We start from the raw sequence: 16,942 nt of genomic DNA on the forward strand, positions 1-16,942 counted from the left end.
CGCCAGTGTTCCATGCACTATATCCGCTATGATGTACTGTATGCCTATGTGCTTGTAAGACTGCAATACTGGTCTATGCTGGCACAGAAAGACGAGGACAAGCTGCTGAAACGCCTGCTCAATGCCAGCGACAGGGAAAGAAACTCTGCGAAGAAAAAGCAGGCTGCGGAGCTGAAAAAGGCAGAGAAGCGTAAAGCCGAGGTTGACGGGCTGTTTGCTAAAATGTATGAGGACTGGTCTGCCGGACGCATAACCGAGTATAACTTCAATATGCTGTCCGAGAAGTACCAGAACGAGCAAAAGGAGCTTGAAACAAAAATAAGACAGCTTCACGAAACGATGGAAGCCGCCGTACAGACCGCAGCGGATGCTGAAAAGTGGATTGCCCTAATGAAACAGTATGTCAACCCTGTGGAGCTGACCGCAGAACTTCTGAACACTCTAATTGAAAAAATAACCGTCCACGAAGCTGTCAAGGGCGAGGACGGAAGCCGTGAGCAGGAAGTAGAAATCTACTACCGCTTCATCGGCAAAATTGACTGACCTTTCTTTTTTACCCAATAATATCTTTAATTAAGGGAAACGGGAAAGACCATGCCAGATATTGCCAGCGTGATCAAAATGAGTGATCTCTATCATATCAGTCTGGATGAACTGTTGAAAGGAGATCAGGATATGATGAAAAAGATAGAGAAGGACACAAATATCGTAAGGTCCAACAGTAGGCTTATCGCTGTGGGCATAGTGGCTATCATAGTGGCTGTCGTTGTCATATTTGCAAGTATCATGACGGGAAATGCGGTGTTGGATTTTCTTGCGGCGGCGCTTCCGTGGGTATTCATGGGGATTGCCCTTGCGTGTTTTCTTGCAACGAGAAAGCCTGATGAGAACACGCCGAAGCTCAGGGTGGCAGGATTTATACCTATCATGATAGGTGTGATGTTTATGATAGGTGGAATATATCTGATGAACGCATGTATGTGGAGAGGGATTGGAATTGGAGCGTTGGTTGTAGGCATTGTATTGAATGGAGTGGGGCTGGTAATTTTATTTTACAGAAAAAAATAGAGATGGAAAGCGTTGTTTGCTGTCCTTGAAATATTTGTGATAGTAGTATAATATGTAACTGTTTGGCAACGGATATATTGTATCTGATGCCAGACAGTTATTTTTGTGCGGACAAGGTATCAGAGAATATGATCACACAAGAAGCAAAGCGGCTGTATAAATTTGAAAACACGTTTTGTGTTTCTCAGAACATGATAGATTAGAAGATGCGAGGAATTACGATATGATGAAATTAACAGACTTTTACTATGATCTGCCACAGGAACTTATAGCACAGGACCCACTCCTCAAGAGAAGTGAGTCACGTCTCATGGTCCTGGACAGAAAAGATAATACGATAGAGCACAAGCACTTTTATGATGTGATAGACTACCTGAATCCGGGAGACTGTCTGGTCATCAACGATACAAGGGTTCTTCCGGCGAGACTTATGGGCGTCAAGGAGGATACGGGAGCATCCATAGAGGTTCTTCTTCTGAAGAGAAAGGACGACTGTACATGGGAGACTCTGGTAAAACCGGGCAAAAAGTGTAAGGTGGGTGCTCGTATAGTATTTGGTTCAGAGTCAAATGAACCTGACCCTGAGACAGGACTTATAAAGGGCAAACTTGTTGGTGAGGTCGTCGATATAGTTGAGGAGGGCAACAGACTCATCAGATTTGAGTTCGATGGAATATTCGAGGAGATCCTTGACGAGCTGGGACAGATGCCACTCCCTCCATATATCACACATAAGCTTGAGGACAAGAACAGATATCAGACAGTTTATGCAGAGCATGACGGTTCTGCGGCAGCACCGACTGCAGGACTTCACTTTACAACAGAGCTGCTTGACCAGATCAAAGCGAAGGGAATCAAGATAGCGCATGTGACACTTCACGTCGGACTTGGAACGTTCAGACCAGTGAAGGAAGAGAACATACTAGATCACCACATGCATTCTGAGTTCTGTATCATAGAGCAGGATGCAGCTGATATGATCAACGAGACAAAGGCTGCAGGCGGAAGAGTTGTGTCCGTAGGAACGACAAGTACCAGAACTCTTGAGTCCATGTCGGACGACGATGGAACAGTTCATGCAGGCAGCAAATGGACGGATATTTTCATTTATCCGGGATACAAGTTCAAGGTTATTGACGCACTCATCACGAATTTCCATCTGCCTGAGTCAACGCTTCTTATGCTTGTTTCTGCGCTGTACGACAGAGAGCATATACTTGAGGCGTACAAGGTGGCGGTTGAGGAGAAGTACAGATTCTTCTCATTTGGCGATGCTATGCTGATAAAATAGCAGAAGAATCAGGACGATTAGAATAAAGGCATGATGTAATAGGGGTGCTGATAATTTATGTACTCTGGATGGGACTTATATCCGGAGAGGAGACAGATATATGGGAAAGAAGATATGCGTGGTATTCCCGGGAATCGGATATCACACTGATAAACCGTTACTTTACTACAGTAAAAAATATATGATGGCACATGGATATGATATTGTTGATGTGACATATGGCAAGCTTTCGGGACATCTCCCGGAGGAGATACAGAAGGTATTTGATGATGGCTGGAATAAAGCGGTAGATTGTCTGAAGAATGTGGATTTCTCGGATGCTGAGGATATAGTATTTCTATCAAAGAGTATAGGTACGGCTATATCTGCAAGATATGTGGCGGAGAAAGGACTTAAAGTAAGAAATATATATTTCACACCACTTGAGATTACCATGCAATATGCCAATTCAAATGGCATAGCTTTTCACGGAACGGCGGATCCACTAGTGAATACGGGTGAGATAACCAAACTTTGCGAGGAAAGACATATACCACTCTACAGATATGAGGGTGGCAATCACTCAATAGAGACAAAGGATATTCTATGGAACATAAAAACGCAGAAAGATATAGCGGAAAAATATATAGATTATTTGAACTTCTAGGACATACAGAGGGGCAGTTATATATTGCGGGGATAGCAGTGCTCATAACACTGCTTATCGGCACGGCGGTATATATACTGCTCCTTCGTGTACTTCCGGATACAAGCTGGCTTGAGGGGTGTCAGATACGCCGGTTTACAGGGGTGATATGTCCCGCATGCGGTACGACAAGGGCTGTACTTGCCATGCTCCACGGACATATTCTGACGGCTATGTATTACCATGTGGCGACTGTGTATCTGGCGTGCATCTGCATCATATATTTGGTGGGCAATACGATCAGGCTTGCCACGAATGGCAGGACACCGCTTGTGAGATTCCGGTTGTGGTATGTGTATGTGTGGCTTGGGATATTTGTGGTGTCTTACGTGGTGAAGCTGGTGGTGCCGGGATATGTCATATAATGAGCGCAAGTTGAGTAGGCGTGTGCGTGTCATCGCGCTTATGCACGATGACATATGATATAAGGAGTGGATTTTATGAGACTTATGATAAAACAACGGGTATTTGCCTGGACAGATACCTACGATATATATGATGAATGGGGAAACAAAAAGTATTTTGTGAAGTCGGAGGCGTTTCGGCTGACGCATCAGGTTCACGTATATGACATTGCGGGAAATGAGATAGGTCTTATCAGTCAGAGATTATTCGCGTTCCTGCCTACATTTGACATCAGTGTGGGTGGCAGACCGTGTGGAAGTATCAGGAAGGAATTTACATTCTTCAAGCCATCGTACAGTATTGAGTATGGAGGATGGCAGTGTGATGGAGATTTCCTTTCGTGGAATTACAGTGTCACAGCTGGAAGCAGGCTGGTGGCAAATATAGCAAAGCAGCTTCTCAGCTGGGGAGATACATACACACTTGATATCTCAGATCCGGGTGATGAGATCATGGCACTTATGCTGGTGATCGCCATTGATGCGGCCAATTGTTCGCAGAATAATAATTAATTTTTAAACAGGTATTAAGAACTCCTTCATCAGAATCCATTGATAAGAAGAAAAAGATGCTTAAGGCAAGAAAGCGGATTGAAAATAAATGAGTTATTTGACAACAGAAGAATTTGAAAGTATTTTGGATAATGTGTCGATATTTCCAGTTACCTCAGTAGAATTAGGAGATATTTCACAGTATTTTTTTGAATGTGGAGATGCAGAAGAGTATGTCACATTTTTGATTAATAAGATCGTTTAGAAAGCATTTAGAAATTATCCCTTTTATGTTTAGTCGGATGTATGATAGCAGAGCTCTGGATCATCCTTGGAATCTGTAATTGAATATGTTTACAAAAAGGCTTTTCGGGTTATTTGTAACCGGAAAGCCTTTTTTGTCCAAAATCGGCACAATCATGTCGTTTCGTGCATTCAGCATTGAAGAGGTAATATAACAAAGTGTATAATATTCAAATGTTTTACATAATGGGGTGAGTATATGGACCAAAGAAGTAAGCTTAATATAGCGGTATGCGATGATGATATATTTGTAACTGAACAGCTGAGTGAATGGATAAAGGAATATTTTGTTTCCAATCATTTGGAAGAACCCAACATATATGAGTTTGACAATGGCGAGGATCTGATAAAAAGCGAAGTGAAATATGATTTTGTATTCTTGGATATAGTAATTCCGGGAATGAATGGGATAAATATAGGCAGACGGCTATTGGCGCAGAATGAGGAGTGTCTGATATATATAATAACGGCATACGACAGCTATCTTGATGCTGCTATGAGCTTGAGGGTGTTCAGGTATATTTCAAAGCCGCTTGACAAATCCCGTATATACCGAAATATACAGGATGGACTTAAGATATACACAACATCAAATACTAAGATATTGATTGAGACAAAGAATGAAAATATAATCCTCAGAGCTCCGGAGATTATTTACCTGGAGGCACAGGGACATACGCTATTTGTGAACACCAGTGAGGGAAAATACATCTCTGTGAGAAAGATGGATTACTGGGAGAAGACATTGGATACAAGGGGATTTTTTAGAACACACAGAAGTTTTATTGTGAATATGGAACATGTAGTAAGGTTTGATCATTCATTGGTGTATCTGGATACTGGGGTAACAGCCTATCTAACGAAACGCAATTATCAAAATTTTAAGCATGCATTTATGATGTATTTGGAGGGGGCAAGGACATGACAATGGCTATGATTTATGGAATCGTTTTTCTGATAGAAGCGTTGATAGCATTTCAATACTTCGAGTGGATGTTTGTAAAACCAAGATATACGGTGATAAAGAGATTTGTTTTGGTGTTGGCGTGTTATGTTGTTTTATTTGGTTTGTTTGAACTAAATATATTGATATTTAATTTTATTTCATTTCCAGTATTCAACTGGATAATAATAAAATTTGTATATGGACAAAAAACTTTAAGCTCAGTTTTTCACAGTGTGGCAATGTCAGTAATTATGACATTGTCAGAGATGGTGGTTGTGGCGGTATTTTCTGGAATCAGTCAAAAAGCATGGGATCCATCTGGTGGTGTTTTGACGGTATTATTTTTTGCAATGTTAAGTAAGTTTGTGTATTTCCTTGTGATGTTTGCAATCAGCCGATACGGGATGAGACACAGGGTGGATGTACATATGGGAGCACAGGGGTGGGTAATTCTTGTCATACCAGTGTGTGTGATAGTTGTTGTGTGTCTGCTCAATTACATGTGTTACTTTTCTGACATCAGCAAAATGCAGGAATCCATAGTGTTGTATTGTTCAATAATCTGTCTGGTGATAATTATTATTTCATTTGTGATCTACGGATATCTGCAGAGTGCCTACAAGGAGAATCTGGATAAGACATTGCAGATCCAGAGAGAAAAATATGACGTTGAGTATTATAAAAAAATTATCAGTCAGGACGAAGAGCAGAAAATAATGATACATGACATAAAAAAGCATATCAGCGGGATACATGATTTGCTCGAACATCATGATTACGATAAGGCAGTTGAATATACTGAAAGGATATATGAATCCAGCGAGTTGAAAGAGACTATAAGGTTTTCGGATGATCATATGGTAAATGTTATTCTTAATAGATATGCCAGCAGGTTCATTGATGCGGGGATTCATTATGATTTTGATGTGAGAAGGGCACGTATGGATTACATGCAGGTAGATGACTTAACTGTCCTTCTGTGTAATATGCTGGACAATGCCAGTGAGGCAATGAGTGAAATAGGCAGTGCCAGTGTGGAACTTAGAATGAATTCACAGGGGAACGATGGTGGAACGATCATAGCAATGACAAATGATTGTACGCACAGATATGATTCACAAAAGTCCGGTAAGCCGGATCAAAAATTCCATGGATTTGGAATAAAGAGTATGAAAAAGGTCGCAGAAAAGTATGGTGGCAGTGTTGATGCATATTATTCAGAGGATGATCAAAGATTCCATACGGTCATATATCTGTCAAATGCTACTATGTAAAACAGTTTGATGTTTATGTAAAATAAAACGGAGGTGTACTATGGACAAGAAAAAAATAATGTGTGCAGCACTTATTTCTGTTATGGCATTAAGTCTTGCTGCGTGTGGAAATAAAAAAGTTGATTATGGAATGAATGGTGGCAGTGATGATGCAGCTGATGCCGGTGGAATTAGTGGTCAGCTTGATGTTCCGGATAGCTGTGACGTAACTTTTGACACAGGAGAATCGAAACTCTCATCCATAACCTTGAAGGATGATGATATAGAGATCCCTGACGCTGGCAAAGTATATAAGGTCGGATTTGATGCGGTAAATGCGCCATGTTCAGGCGATGAGCTTAAAACTATAATATCAAAGCTTTTTGACGAGACATCAGAGGTAAGGTGGCAAAGTGCTGACGCTGCTGATTCAAAGGAGATACTGGACAACACGATAGAAATGTATAAGTCAGAAATAGAGAAAGCCTTGGCGAATGGTGATCCTGGTTATGCCGAACTTTTGGAGGTGGAACTGGTAAAATACGAAGAAGAAAGGAAGAATATGTCTGACGAGCTGCCATTAGCTACAGAATATAAGCTTAACGAGCATTATGTTGCGGAAAAAGATGGGATACAGAGAATATTTATGGCTGCATCTGATGCTGAAGATGGAGATGGATACAACAATAGCTATTTTACATACGATATGACACCAGAGGGTGAGGATAAGGCTCTTGTATCAGAGGTTCCTGGAACTGAAAGTACGTATGAGATCAATGTTGTCGGTGAAGACACATATGATGGGGACGAGAAGAATCCGATCACAGAAGATGAAGGACTCGGTTCTGCAATGAAGTTACTAGACAATCTGGGGATAAGCGGCTTTGCATGTACAGAGACAGAGGAGGCGGTAAGAGCCTGGACTGGAGGTTCATATGGTGAAGATATCTGTAAAAAGCCGGATGGATACAGATTTCAGTTCGGACGGAAGATAGATGGCATAGACGTGGTATACTCAACAGATATCGATACCGTGGATAGTATTGATACCGATAACCTTACCTATAAAGGTGGAGTTGACAAGGCGGTAATAAGTGTTGATAAGTTTGGGGTTGTCTCATCTACAGTGTATGTATATGCCGATGAGGATACGTTTGATAAAGAGGAGGTCAAGCTTTTAAGCTGGGATGAGATGATTAAAGCTGCGGGCGAGAGTATAGCCAAATATTATAAGGATCACCCGACAAATTATGGAACGGTGGAATTTAATGATGTGGAACTTGCCTATGTACCATGTGCTGATGAGTCGGGAAATAAGTATTTTGTTCCGACATGGATATTTTCTCAGAATGAATATAATGAAGACTACCGATGCGATATGCCCTTGCAGAGGGTATATATAAATGCGATAGATGGAAACTACATAGATATAGTGGATAACATGAAAAAGATGGGAATGTATGAGGAGACAGGCAGGAAATAGTCATGAACAAGATATCAAAGTATGTTGTGATTATAGTAGGCATATTGGTAATGGTGGTGTTGCTGCCATTAGGTTATGTTAGATATAAGACGCGTTACGAAGCTGAGCAGATAAGTGTGTTAACGTCTCCAGATGGTGATTATGAGCTTGTGATCTATTCTGTTGGCGACCCGGATTTTCCATTTGGAGCTGCCCATGGAAGACTGGTGCTGAAGGGCAAAGAGAAGACGGTTGCATATAGGTCATTTGAAGTGGCAAATGATGGTGCAAGATTTGACGAAAGCGATCTAAAGACGACATGGTATATTGATCGTGTGGAGGTGGTAGTGTCTGGCTCTGAACAGCGTGACGAGCTTGTGACCATGCGTTTTAATGGGCAGACCAGCAGTAGACGTCTCACGACCAGATATAGAAGAGAAGATACGGATATAGAAAAAGACAGCGAACAAGACTCTGCGATAACGGAAAAAGCTTCGGGTGACAGCAGGGAGAATGCAGAGAGCTCCACTGATTCCTCTGTTGATCCTGATGTAAATGATCAGCCAGAAAATAAGGAAATTACAGTCGGGTATCAGGCGATCTTTGAGAAATATTCAGATGCCACAGCTGGAAAATTCGAAGTATATTACGGCGCCTCGGAGTCATCATCAAGATGTATATTGTCTGAAAGTGATACTACAGTGGAATACATTGTATATGATGGCAAGTCAGAAAATGAGAAGTGCGGTCTGTATGTAAGGTATCGTACTGAAAAAGGCGGTGATGGAACATATGATTATGGCAGCGCCGAAATAGAAGATATCTATGCATATGTATTTTCCAGTGGAGAAGTGATAAGCAGTGGAAAGACAAACTGGGAAGATACTGGAACTGATGAGTTTGAGAGGGCAACGGAGTAAGCTGTTGTGAATAGTCCATGAACTGTGGTAAAATGAATTATAAAATAAGACTATTTAAATCATGAATTATATATATAATAAAAAGTATAAAGGCGGTGATTGTATGACAACAGTGAACACGAAAAGTGGGAAGATAATAAATGTAGTATCAAGAGAAGAAGAAAGTAAAACGTTAACGTTGTCTGATCGGGAGATGGATGCCAGAGCTGTTGAGGCGGTTAAAGCTGCAATAAATAAAGCCAGAGTATGTAAAAAACCAATAGCGGGATATGATAAAGAGAATAAAAAAGCATATATTGAATATGCAAATGGAGATATAAAATATGCAAAATAGAAAACCGATGGTTCTTGTATTTGCTGGTCCAAATGGTTCTGGTAAAAGTCAAGAGCACTGGGTGAAATAAAGGCGTCACTGTTATCGTAGGATGCGAAGCATCATAAACAGCAGTGACGCCTTTACTATTGATGAAAAATTTAACGTTCCAGCCCACCCAGATCATCATAAAATCCCGGATATGAGATGTTCACGCACTCGGCTCCGGTGATCTCTGTATCGCCATCAGCGTTAAGTCCTGCGATGGCAAAGCTCATGGCGATTCTGTGGTCCAAGTGACTGTCAATCACTGCACCGTGAAGAGGCTTTCCACCGCGTATGATCATTCCGTCATCGGTTGCAGTTATGTCTGCGCCCATGGATGAGAGAGCGTTTACCATGACATCTATTCTGTTTGATTCCTTGACCTTGAGCTCCTGGGCATCCCTGATGATGGTCTCACCGTCTGCAAAGCATGCGAGAACTGCGATGGCAGGGATCTCGTCAATGAGCTTTGGTATGATGGAACCCTCAATGACACAGCCCTTGAGACTTGATGTCCTGACTGTTATGTCAGCGGTTGGCTCACCGCATCCGCTCACTACATTGGAGTATTCCATATCGCCGCCCATTGCCTTGATTACTTCAAGTATTCCGTCTCTGGTCGGGTTGATTCCAACATTCTTGATGGTGATGCATGAGTTCGGAGTGATAAGTCCTGCAACAAGGAAGTAAGCAGCTGATGATATATCTCCAGGTACAAGTATCTTCTGTCCAACAAGCTTATCCACAGGCTTTACGGTAGCCGTAGTTCCCTCTGTTTTTATATTGCCGCCAAATGACTCAAGCATGAGTTCAGTGTGGTTTCTTGACACATATGGCTCGGTGACACTTGTCTCGCCGTCTGCATAGAGTCCGGCAAGGAGTACACATGACTTTACCTGTGCTGACGCGACAGGTGAGTTGTAGTGTATTCCATGGAGTTCCTTTCCGTTTATAAGGAGCGGTGCACAGTCATTTCCGAGTTCGGATGTGATGTCGGCACCCATCATGGAGAGAGGCGTCATGATTCTCTTCATAGGGCGCTTACATATAGAAGCATCACCTATAAGCCTGCTTGCAAATGGCTGAGCGGCAAGTATACCTGATATAAGTCTGGTGGTTGTTCCGCTGTTGCCGACATCGAGTGTGCCTTCAGGCTTTGACAGTCCATGCAGTCCTTTGCCGTGTACAGTAACGACACAGCCGTCGTAATCAATATCTATACCCATCTGCCTGAAACAGTTCATGGATGATATACAGTCTGCTCCATTTAAAAATCCGTGTACCTCGGTTATTCCATCTGCGATTGAGCCGAACATGATGGAGCGGTGGGAGATGGATTTGTCCCCCGGTATTGTTATCTCTCCGTTAAGTGATTTTACTCTGTTGATCTTCATAAATTCTCAGTATTCCTTTATTCTAGTGTAATATGTTTTACCTATCGGTTATAAATCTTATAGCCTGCGGCCTTCAGCACATCCTGCGCATTCCGTCTTGAATCAGCATCGTAGAATGAGAGTCTGAGAACCCCTTCCTCATCCTCCCGGTTGTGGGAGACTCCGATGTTCTTGAGGCTTATCTTTGCCTCTGCGATAAAAGCTGCCACCTTTGCCAGCGCACCAGCCTCGTCAGGGATATCTACGAACAGTTCATGGTGCATTCTTATGACACCGCTGCTGTTGTTAGGGATGGAATCCCTGTAATCTCTGGCGGATGCAAAAAAAGCATTTATCCCAGCCGCATCGCGCTGTTTAATATGATAAATCATTTTGTCTATAAGCTCAACATATTCCTGAAGCCCGTGTACGATATTGTCAGGATTTGCCAGAAGAATGTGCTCCCATACCACTGGATTGGAGGATGCGATTCTGGTTATATCTTTGAAGCCTCCGGCTGCCAGTGATTTGAAAATATTGTCCGGGCTGTCTGCCGCTGCGACAAGGTTGACCAGTGAGGCGGCTATGACGTGGGGCACATGACTTATGTAAGAGGTTATACGGTCGTGCTCAACAGGTGAGTATGTGATCGGTATCGCTCCAAGATCTCCGATAAATGTGGAGAACTCCTCAGTCTTGCCCGGCAGAACTCCGTCTGCAGGTGTGATGAAGTAATAGGCATTCTCTATGAGCCTGTCGGTGGCCGCCTCGTAGCCAGATCTCTCAGAGCCGACCATAGGGTGTCCGCCGACAAAATACCTGGCAAGCCCAAGCTCCTGGACTGCTTCGTATATGTCGAGCTTTACGCTTCCGACATCAGTCAGTATGGTGCTGTCTGTAAGAAATGGCTTGAGCTGGCGCAGGTATTCTATATTATAGTGGACCGGTGCGCACAGAAAGATATAGTTGCATTCTGCTATGGTATGGATATCATCTGTATATTCAGTCAGTGTCCCATCGGAGACAGCTTCCTTGAGTGTAGATAGATTATTGTCAAAACCGACTATTCTGTAATCAGGGAAAATGCGGTGGATGGATTTGGCAATAGATCCTCCGATAAGTCCCAGACCGATAAATCCTATTGAAAAATCATTCATTTTACGTTCTCCTTTAACAGTTTGACGCATAAAAGCGTTAAAGTATCTATTGGCGATTATACAGCCTTTTGAATGACAGGGCAAGAGAAGATTCACATTGCGATAAAAAAACTTGAATATCAGATGTGGATATTAAGCTAAAATAAGAAGTAAGGGAATTGTATAAGCTGAAGATTTGTACTAAAATCTTTGTGGAGAACGCAGACGATGCACATAAGAAAGTATACTGATGTGTGCGTTTGTCGACCGACCATTATAAGGAGGATAATTTATTATGATAGATACACTTTGCAGACTACTTGACGCCGGTGTCACACAGTTTCATGTAGTGAAGGAATGTGAAGCCATGCTGCAGGATCACGGTTACATGGAGCTTGATATGGGAGAACGCTGGGAGCTCACGGCCGGAGGAAGATATTATGTGAAGCCATACTCATCTATGATGGTGGCGTTTGCCGCAGGGGAGATGCCTGAGTATGGCAGGCTGAATATCGGCCTTGCACATACAGATTTTCCTATGCTCAAGATCAAGACTCAGCCGGATATGAACAGAAGCGGCTACCAGACACTGAATGTAGAGCCGTACGGCGGACTTATCAAGGAGACATGGTTTGACAGACCGCTTGGAATCGCGGGCAAGGTCATGGCGCAGACCACGGATCCGTTCAGGCCGAAGACGTATCTGTATGATTCAGAGCGTGCCATGTGCATAGTGCCAAGCCTTGCACCGCATCTGAGAAAGGATGCACCCGGGGAGAAAATGAATGTGCAGAAGGAGCTCATACCTGTATATGGTCTGGATGGTCAGAAGGTGAAAGACAAAGATATATTACAGTATGTGGCAGATGACCTTGGGCTTTTGAAGAACGATATTCTTGATTATGATCTATACCTGTATAACATGGATGGAATGGAGATAGTTGGGGCAGATAAGGATATGATAGCTTCTCCGAGACTTGACAATGTAACTTCCGTGTCAGCGCTTGTTGACACCATGTGCAGAGAGACAAATGGCAATAATACAAATGTTATAGCATTGTTTGACAATGAGGAGATAGGCAGCAGATCAAAGCAGGGAGCAGATTCGGTGCTTCTGTCGGAGATAATAAAGCGTATCATGGCTGGATTGGACATTGAGGCTGGAGCAGGAAGACGCCTTATGAGAGATGCATTCATGCTGTCACTTGATGTGGCGCACGCAACCCATCCGAATTATTCAGAGAAGAGTGATCCGACAAATCAGATTGTCATGGGACGCGGAGTGGCGCTCAAATCAAGTGCAAGTCAGAGATACGTGTCAGACAGTGAGGCATCTGCGGTCATCATGGCTCTTTCAAGAAATCAGGAGATAAAGATACAGCGTCAGGTGAACAGGTCGGGTATGGCAGGAGGACAGACTTTAGGTCCTATAGCTTCATCTTATCTGCCAGTCAGAGCTGTAGACATGGGAATACCGATACTGGCTATGCATTCAGCGGTGGAGCTTGGAAGTGCGGAGGATTATGCACAACTTGAGAAGATTTGCGGTGCAGTATTTGAAATGTAGTATGGTGAAATCAGGTATTTGAGCAATTTACTTGTGCAGTTATTACGATTGTGTTACAATAAGATGATGTATTTTTAACTTCAATAATCACTTACGGAGGATACTCATGAAGAAGAAACATTTAAAATATGCAGTGCTCTGCTTTGGACTTGCCTCTATGCTGGCATTTGCCGGATGCGGAAGCAAAGGTGACGATGCTACCACAGCCAATCCGACGGAGACAGAGGCGACCACAGAGGCAGTGACGGTGGCGACTACGGAAGCAACAACTGAGGCACAGCCGGAGAAGGACAAGGATGGCTTTACAATATGTAATGACAAAGTAAAGACTCTTGACTATGTGAATGTCAGAACGAGCCCATCAACTGATGGAGAGATATATCAGGAAGTTGCAAATGATGTTGAGCTGGACAGAATCGGTTATAACGATGAGTGGAGCAAGGTATCTATAGATGGTGGGGAATACTATATATTCTCAGAGCTCCTTGAGGTCGTAGGCGGAGGAGATAAGTCTGATGCATCGACTGAGGCGACAACAGAGAATTCATCGGCTGCATCCACAGAACAGGGAACTACATCCAATGTTGGTGAGGGCAAGATGATAGTTATAGATGCCGGACATCAGCAGAATGCAAATGAAGAGACCGAGCCGATAGGCCCTGCTGCTACAGAGACAAAAGTAAAGGCAACCGTTGGCAACACAGGTGTATCAACAGGAATAAAGGAATATGAGCTGAATCTTCAGATCGCACAGAAGCTTGAGGCAGAGCTCACATCCAGAGGCTATACAGTTAAGATGATCAGAACATCGAATGATGTTGATATAAGTAATGCGACGAGAGCAGAATATGCGAACAACCTTAAGGCAGATGCAGTTATAAAGATCCATACAAATGGATCGACAGACGGTAATGCGACAGGTGTGATGACAGTATGTCAGACATCATCTAATCCATATAATTCAGCTATCTATGATCAGTGCAAGAGTCTTGCCACGGATGTTTTATCAGGACTTCTGGCTTCCACAGGAGCTAAGAGCGATGGAATATGGGAGACGGATACCATGAGCGGAATAAACTGGAGTACAGTTCCGGTAACCATAGTGGAAGTTGGCTATATGACTACAGCATCTGAGGAGGCACTTCTTGTAACAGACGATTATCAGAACAAGATCGCCAAGGGAATAGCAGATGGCCTTGATAAATATATTACAGAATAGAAGTCAGTAACATAAATAAAAATAGAGAACAGGATTTCCTGTTCTCTATTTTTATTGTGGCATATCGAACCGGAGAAGACTGACCTCTTCTTCCGAGAGACTTCTGTAGGCACCTGTTGGAAGCGATTCGTCTATCTTCAGCTCACCCATTGCAATTCTTCGCAGAAAAGTAACTTTCATGCCGACGGCCTCAAACATTCGCTTGACCTGGTGAAAACGTCCCTCTGTTATTATGAGTTCGATCTCCGATCTGGCAGCGGTGCTGTCGGAAGATAATATGCGCAGATCTGCGGGCAGTGTAGGTTTTTCATCTCCGATATCCACACCTGTGGCGAAAATGTTTATGGTATCATCTGTTACATATCCGTCAATCTCTGCGTAATATGTCTTGGAAATGTGGTGTGCAGGAGACAGAAGATGGTGGGTCAGTGCTCCGTCATTTGTCAGAAGTAGAAGTCCTTCTGTGTCTATATCCAGCCGTCCCACGGGTGACAGGTCTTTTGTATTTTCTCCTTTTAGCAGATCGATAACGGTCTGATGCACGTTATCTTTGGTGGCGCTTACACACCCCGCAGGTTTGTTCAGGAGGAAATATCTGTATCTGGAATAATTCAGAATCCTGCCATTATATTTTATAGTATCGTTGTTCTCATCTATCTTTACATCTGAGGATTTAACCGGGGCACCATTGACGGTGACAGTGCCTTTTTTCACATACTGCTTTACCTGACTGCGGCTGCCGATCCCCATTTCAACTAGAAATTTATCAAGTCTCATAATGTACTCCTTTTGTTGACTGTATGATGTCATATGATACCACGAAAATGCGCTTTTTTCAGCAGAAAAGTTAAATGTTACAAAACACAACATGTCGTTACAAACAGTTGTGTAAAACCACTAGAAATTGGTATTTTTTTGTCAGAATCAGTTGACACATGCACATGTGTAGTGTATTATATTTAACAGAAATGTAACAAATGCGGTAACTTTGTAAAAATTAGATTACGAAATACTACATAGAAAATAGCTTGGATTAAGGGTAAAAGAGGAAAAATTAATGACTAGATCACGCAGTAAGTTTGGAAGATTTGTAGATCACATGAGAAGGAATGTTCTCAGTTATAAATATTTAAGACATAACATTTTGATGACAGCACTTGTGGTTGTAATGGCTCTTTGTGTATTTGCTGTCATAAGTTTTGGAGAGAAGGCTGACCCGCTTGCGGATGAATTATATGCGAATGATAGTGTGACTATCAACAAGAGTCAGGCAGTGATGATGGCAGACAGCAGTGTGCAGCTTGCCATCGACGCAGTGGTGCCTGCAGGAAGTTCAGTATCGGCCAACGATACGGCCAGAGTTGCCAGCAATGCATCAGGTAGTATACAGTCTGTGACTTCAGCGTCTACCGAGGCAGTGACAACAGAGGAAGCGACAACAGAAGAGACCCCTTCAGAGGTGCTTCCGGGCGTAACAGCATCAGTGATATATGATGGTGTGTATGTCCATACAGAGCAGTCATCAGAATCAGATATCATAGCTACAGTGAACAGTGGAGAGATGTTCGACGTTGTATCACAGGATGAGGGCTGGATAGGAGTTCAGTTATATGATGGCTCGATCGGATATATTTCAACAGAATATGTAAGTGTGGATGCCTCACTTCAGTAGTAGTGTATATGAGTACCCCTCACCCAGGTACGACCCAGTAAGACAGAAAAAGCAAGCCGCATGTCATTCAAGGATGGCGTGCGGCTTGCTTTTTTATTGTTGTATTGACTGTTGCTCAATTGGTTAGCTTTTTGTAGTAGAAGCACGCCAGCTGTGTGCGGTCTCTCAGCTGCAGCTTGTCAAGGATGGAACTGATATAGTTTCTTACTGTACCCTCGCTCAGATACAGGCTTGATGCGATTTCTTTGTTATTCAGACCATCTGCAACAAGTCTGATAATATTCATTTCCTTGGAACTGAGTTCGTATTCCATTCCGGCAAATGGCGATGGCTGGACATCTGATGAGGTAGTGTCCATATGTCCAATAAGATCAGGGAGTTTTCCAACTATCTCATCCCCGAATACAGTCTGTCCATTGTATACTGCTTTTACTGCCGGTGCGATGCTCTCAAAATTCTGCTTCAGTATATATCCCTTTGCTCCGATACTCAGTGCTTTGATTATATATTCGTCATCTGAAAATGTTGTCAGGAGAAGAATGCGGGCATCCGGGTGAGAGGCCATGATAGTCTCAGAAGCCTCAAGGCCATTTATGTTCTCCATGCGGATGTCCATGAGTAGAACATCCGGTTGATATTCTTCGTACAGTCTGATCGCATCAGCTCCACTGCCTCCCGTGGCGGATACCTGTATGTCGTCGCAGGCTTCGAGTATGGTCTGAAGTGACAGTGCCACCAGTTGGTCGTCATCTATTATAACTACATTCATTTGTCGGTTTCCTCCTATTTATAA

The 16,942-nt window shown here is 42.9% G+C and carries 19 protein-coding genes; 15 read left to right on the plus strand and 4 right to left on the minus strand.

Annotated elements, in window-relative coordinates; genetic code table 11:
• The 12 genes from OCV54_RS09715 to OCV54_RS09770 all read left to right on the plus strand — a co-directional run.
• A partial coding sequence (locus OCV54_RS09715; protein WP_156327921.1) for a DUF4368 domain-containing protein occupies window positions 1-543 on the plus strand: 543 nt, incomplete at its 5' end.
• Window positions 544-675: 132 nt separating this feature from the next.
• A complete protein-coding gene (locus tag OCV54_RS09720) occupies window positions 676-1,068 on the plus strand; it encodes a hypothetical protein (RefSeq protein WP_055272543.1) in 393 nt (130 codons plus the stop codon).
• 226 nt (window positions 1,069-1,294) lie between these two features.
• Window positions 1,295-2,359: a tRNA preQ1(34) S-adenosylmethionine ribosyltransferase-isomerase QueA gene (gene queA, locus OCV54_RS09725; protein ID WP_055223842.1), complete on the plus strand. Its 1,065-nt coding sequence runs from the start codon at window positions 1,295-1,297 to the stop codon at window positions 2,357-2,359.
• 100 nt (window positions 2,360-2,459) lie between these two features.
• Complete coding sequence (locus OCV54_RS09730; RefSeq protein WP_055223760.1) at window positions 2,460-3,005, plus strand: alpha/beta hydrolase; 546 nt, start codon at window positions 2,460-2,462, stop codon at window positions 3,003-3,005.
• Complete coding sequence (locus OCV54_RS09735) at window positions 2,945-3,409, plus strand: DUF2752 domain-containing protein (protein WP_082431310.1); 465 nt, start codon at window positions 2,945-2,947, stop codon at window positions 3,407-3,409. Before OCV54_RS09730 ends, OCV54_RS09735 begins: the two co-directional genes overlap by 61 nt.
• 75 nt (window positions 3,410-3,484) lie before the next feature.
• The gene (locus tag OCV54_RS09740) at window positions 3,485-3,961 is read left to right on the plus strand and encodes an LURP-one-related/scramblase family protein (protein ID WP_055223764.1); all 477 of its coding nucleotides are present in this window, start codon (window positions 3,485-3,487) and stop codon (window positions 3,959-3,961) included.
• 88 nt (window positions 3,962-4,049) lie between these two features.
• Window positions 4,050-4,205 (plus strand): hypothetical protein, encoded by a 156-nt coding sequence (locus OCV54_RS09745; RefSeq protein ID WP_004848591.1) that lies wholly within the window; start codon window positions 4,050-4,052, stop codon window positions 4,203-4,205.
• A 237-nt stretch (window positions 4,206-4,442) separates the two neighbouring features.
• Window positions 4,443-5,168, plus strand: coding sequence for a LytR/AlgR family response regulator transcription factor (locus OCV54_RS09750; RefSeq protein ID WP_055223766.1), 726 nt, complete (start codon window positions 4,443-4,445; stop codon window positions 5,166-5,168).
• 260 nt (window positions 5,169-5,428) lie between these two features.
• Window positions 5,429-6,463, plus strand: coding sequence for a GHKL domain-containing protein (locus OCV54_RS09755; protein WP_262563306.1), 1,035 nt, complete (start codon window positions 5,429-5,431; stop codon window positions 6,461-6,463).
• Window positions 6,464-6,503: 40 nt separating this feature from the next.
• A complete protein-coding gene (locus OCV54_RS09760) occupies window positions 6,504-7,925 on the plus strand; it encodes a hypothetical protein (protein ID WP_055223770.1) in 1,422 nt (473 codons plus the stop codon).
• Window positions 7,926-7,927: 2 nt separating this feature from the next.
• A complete protein-coding gene (locus tag OCV54_RS09765) occupies window positions 7,928-8,824 on the plus strand; it encodes a hypothetical protein (RefSeq protein WP_055223772.1) in 897 nt (298 codons plus the stop codon).
• A 103-nt stretch (window positions 8,825-8,927) separates the two neighbouring features.
• The gene (locus OCV54_RS09770; RefSeq protein ID WP_070099121.1) at window positions 8,928-9,158 is read left to right on the plus strand and encodes a hypothetical protein; all 231 of its coding nucleotides are present in this window, start codon (window positions 8,928-8,930) and stop codon (window positions 9,156-9,158) included.
• Window positions 9,159-9,298: 140 nt separating this feature from the next.
• On the opposite strand, the gene aroA is transcribed toward OCV54_RS09770, so the two are convergent.
• Entirely contained in the window at window positions 9,299-10,576 is a 1,278-nt protein-coding gene (gene aroA, locus OCV54_RS09775) for a 3-phosphoshikimate 1-carboxyvinyltransferase (RefSeq protein WP_055223777.1), read from the minus strand.
• Window positions 10,577-10,617: 41 nt separating this feature from the next.
• The gene (locus tag OCV54_RS09780) at window positions 10,618-11,712 is read right to left on the minus strand and encodes a prephenate dehydrogenase (protein ID WP_055223779.1); all 1,095 of its coding nucleotides are present in this window, start codon (window positions 11,710-11,712) and stop codon (window positions 10,618-10,620) included.
• Window positions 11,713-11,986: 274 nt separating this feature from the next.
• Between OCV54_RS09780 and OCV54_RS09785 the strand changes: the two genes are divergently transcribed.
• Together OCV54_RS09785 and OCV54_RS09790 are read left to right on the plus strand one after the other, a co-directional pair.
• Window positions 11,987-13,258, plus strand: coding sequence for a M18 family aminopeptidase (locus OCV54_RS09785; protein ID WP_055223781.1), 1,272 nt, complete (start codon window positions 11,987-11,989; stop codon window positions 13,256-13,258).
• A gap of 106 nt (window positions 13,259-13,364) precedes the next feature.
• Window positions 13,365-14,477 carry an N-acetylmuramoyl-L-alanine amidase family protein gene (locus OCV54_RS09790; RefSeq protein ID WP_055223783.1) on the plus strand — a complete coding sequence of 371 codons (1,113 nt, stop codon included), beginning with the start codon at window positions 13,365-13,367 and terminating at the stop codon, window positions 14,475-14,477.
• 51 nt (window positions 14,478-14,528) lie between these two features.
• On the opposite strand, the gene OCV54_RS09795 is transcribed toward OCV54_RS09790, so the two are convergent.
• On the minus strand, window positions 14,529-15,254 hold the full coding sequence (locus OCV54_RS09795; protein ID WP_055223784.1) for a pseudouridine synthase: 726 nt from the start codon (window positions 15,252-15,254) through the stop codon (window positions 14,529-14,531).
• A gap of 280 nt (window positions 15,255-15,534) precedes the next feature.
• On the opposite strand from OCV54_RS09795, the gene OCV54_RS09800 reads away from it, so the two are divergent.
• Window positions 15,535-16,149, plus strand: coding sequence for an SH3 domain-containing protein (locus tag OCV54_RS09800; protein ID WP_055223787.1), 615 nt, complete (start codon window positions 15,535-15,537; stop codon window positions 16,147-16,149).
• A 115-nt stretch (window positions 16,150-16,264) separates the two neighbouring features.
• On the opposite strand, the gene OCV54_RS09805 is transcribed toward OCV54_RS09800, so the two are convergent.
• Complete coding sequence (locus tag OCV54_RS09805) at window positions 16,265-16,918, minus strand: response regulator transcription factor (RefSeq protein WP_015533205.1); 654 nt, start codon at window positions 16,916-16,918, stop codon at window positions 16,265-16,267.
• Between the last annotated feature and the right edge of the window lie 24 nt (window positions 16,919-16,942).

The organism is Coprococcus aceti, from assembly GCF_025567285.1.
Taxonomy (GTDB): Bacteria; Bacillota; Clostridia; order Lachnospirales; family Lachnospiraceae; genus Coprococcus; species Coprococcus aceti.

What these genes read in the sequence shown, in the direction of transcription:
- OCV54_RS09720 (WP_055272543.1), top strand. Translation starts at nt 676, where the DNA reads ATGATGAAAAAGATAGAGAAGGACACAAATATCGTAAGGTCCAACAGT.
- queA (WP_055223842.1), top strand. Translation starts at nt 1,295, where the DNA reads ATGAAATTAACAGACTTTTACTATGATCTGCCACAGGAACTTATAGCA.
- OCV54_RS09730 (WP_055223760.1), top strand. Translation starts at nt 2,460, where the DNA reads ATGGGAAAGAAGATATGCGTGGTATTCCCGGGAATCGGATATCACACT.
- OCV54_RS09735 (WP_082431310.1), top strand. Translation starts at nt 2,945, where the DNA reads ATGGAACATAAAAACGCAGAAAGATATAGCGGAAAAATATATAGATTA.
- OCV54_RS09740 (WP_055223764.1), top strand. Translation starts at nt 3,485, where the DNA reads ATGAGACTTATGATAAAACAACGGGTATTTGCCTGGACAGATACCTAC.
- OCV54_RS09745 (WP_004848591.1), top strand. Translation starts at nt 4,050, where the DNA reads ATGAGTTATTTGACAACAGAAGAATTTGAAAGTATTTTGGATAATGTG.
- OCV54_RS09750 (WP_055223766.1), top strand. Translation starts at nt 4,443, where the DNA reads ATGGACCAAAGAAGTAAGCTTAATATAGCGGTATGCGATGATGATATA.
- OCV54_RS09755 (WP_262563306.1), top strand. Translation starts at nt 5,429, where the DNA reads ATGTCAGTAATTATGACATTGTCAGAGATGGTGGTTGTGGCGGTATTT.
- OCV54_RS09760 (WP_055223770.1), top strand. Translation starts at nt 6,504, where the DNA reads ATGGACAAGAAAAAAATAATGTGTGCAGCACTTATTTCTGTTATGGCA.
- OCV54_RS09765 (WP_055223772.1), top strand. Translation starts at nt 7,928, where the DNA reads ATGAACAAGATATCAAAGTATGTTGTGATTATAGTAGGCATATTGGTA.
- OCV54_RS09770 (WP_070099121.1), top strand. Translation starts at nt 8,928, where the DNA reads ATGACAACAGTGAACACGAAAAGTGGGAAGATAATAAATGTAGTATCA.
- aroA (WP_055223777.1), bottom strand. Translation starts at nt 10,576, where the DNA reads ATGAAGATCAACAGAGTAAAATCACTTAACGGAGAGATAACAATACCG.
- OCV54_RS09780 (WP_055223779.1), bottom strand. Translation starts at nt 11,712, where the DNA reads ATGAATGATTTTTCAATAGGATTTATCGGTCTGGGACTTATCGGAGGA.
- OCV54_RS09785 (WP_055223781.1), top strand. Translation starts at nt 11,987, where the DNA reads ATGATAGATACACTTTGCAGACTACTTGACGCCGGTGTCACACAGTTT.
- OCV54_RS09790 (WP_055223783.1), top strand. Translation starts at nt 13,365, where the DNA reads ATGAAGAAGAAACATTTAAAATATGCAGTGCTCTGCTTTGGACTTGCC.
- OCV54_RS09795 (WP_055223784.1), bottom strand. Translation starts at nt 15,254, where the DNA reads ATGAGACTTGATAAATTTCTAGTTGAAATGGGGATCGGCAGCCGCAGT.
- OCV54_RS09800 (WP_055223787.1), top strand. Translation starts at nt 15,535, where the DNA reads ATGACTAGATCACGCAGTAAGTTTGGAAGATTTGTAGATCACATGAGA.
- OCV54_RS09805 (WP_015533205.1), bottom strand. Translation starts at nt 16,918, where the DNA reads ATGAATGTAGTTATAATAGATGACGACCAACTGGTGGCACTGTCACTT.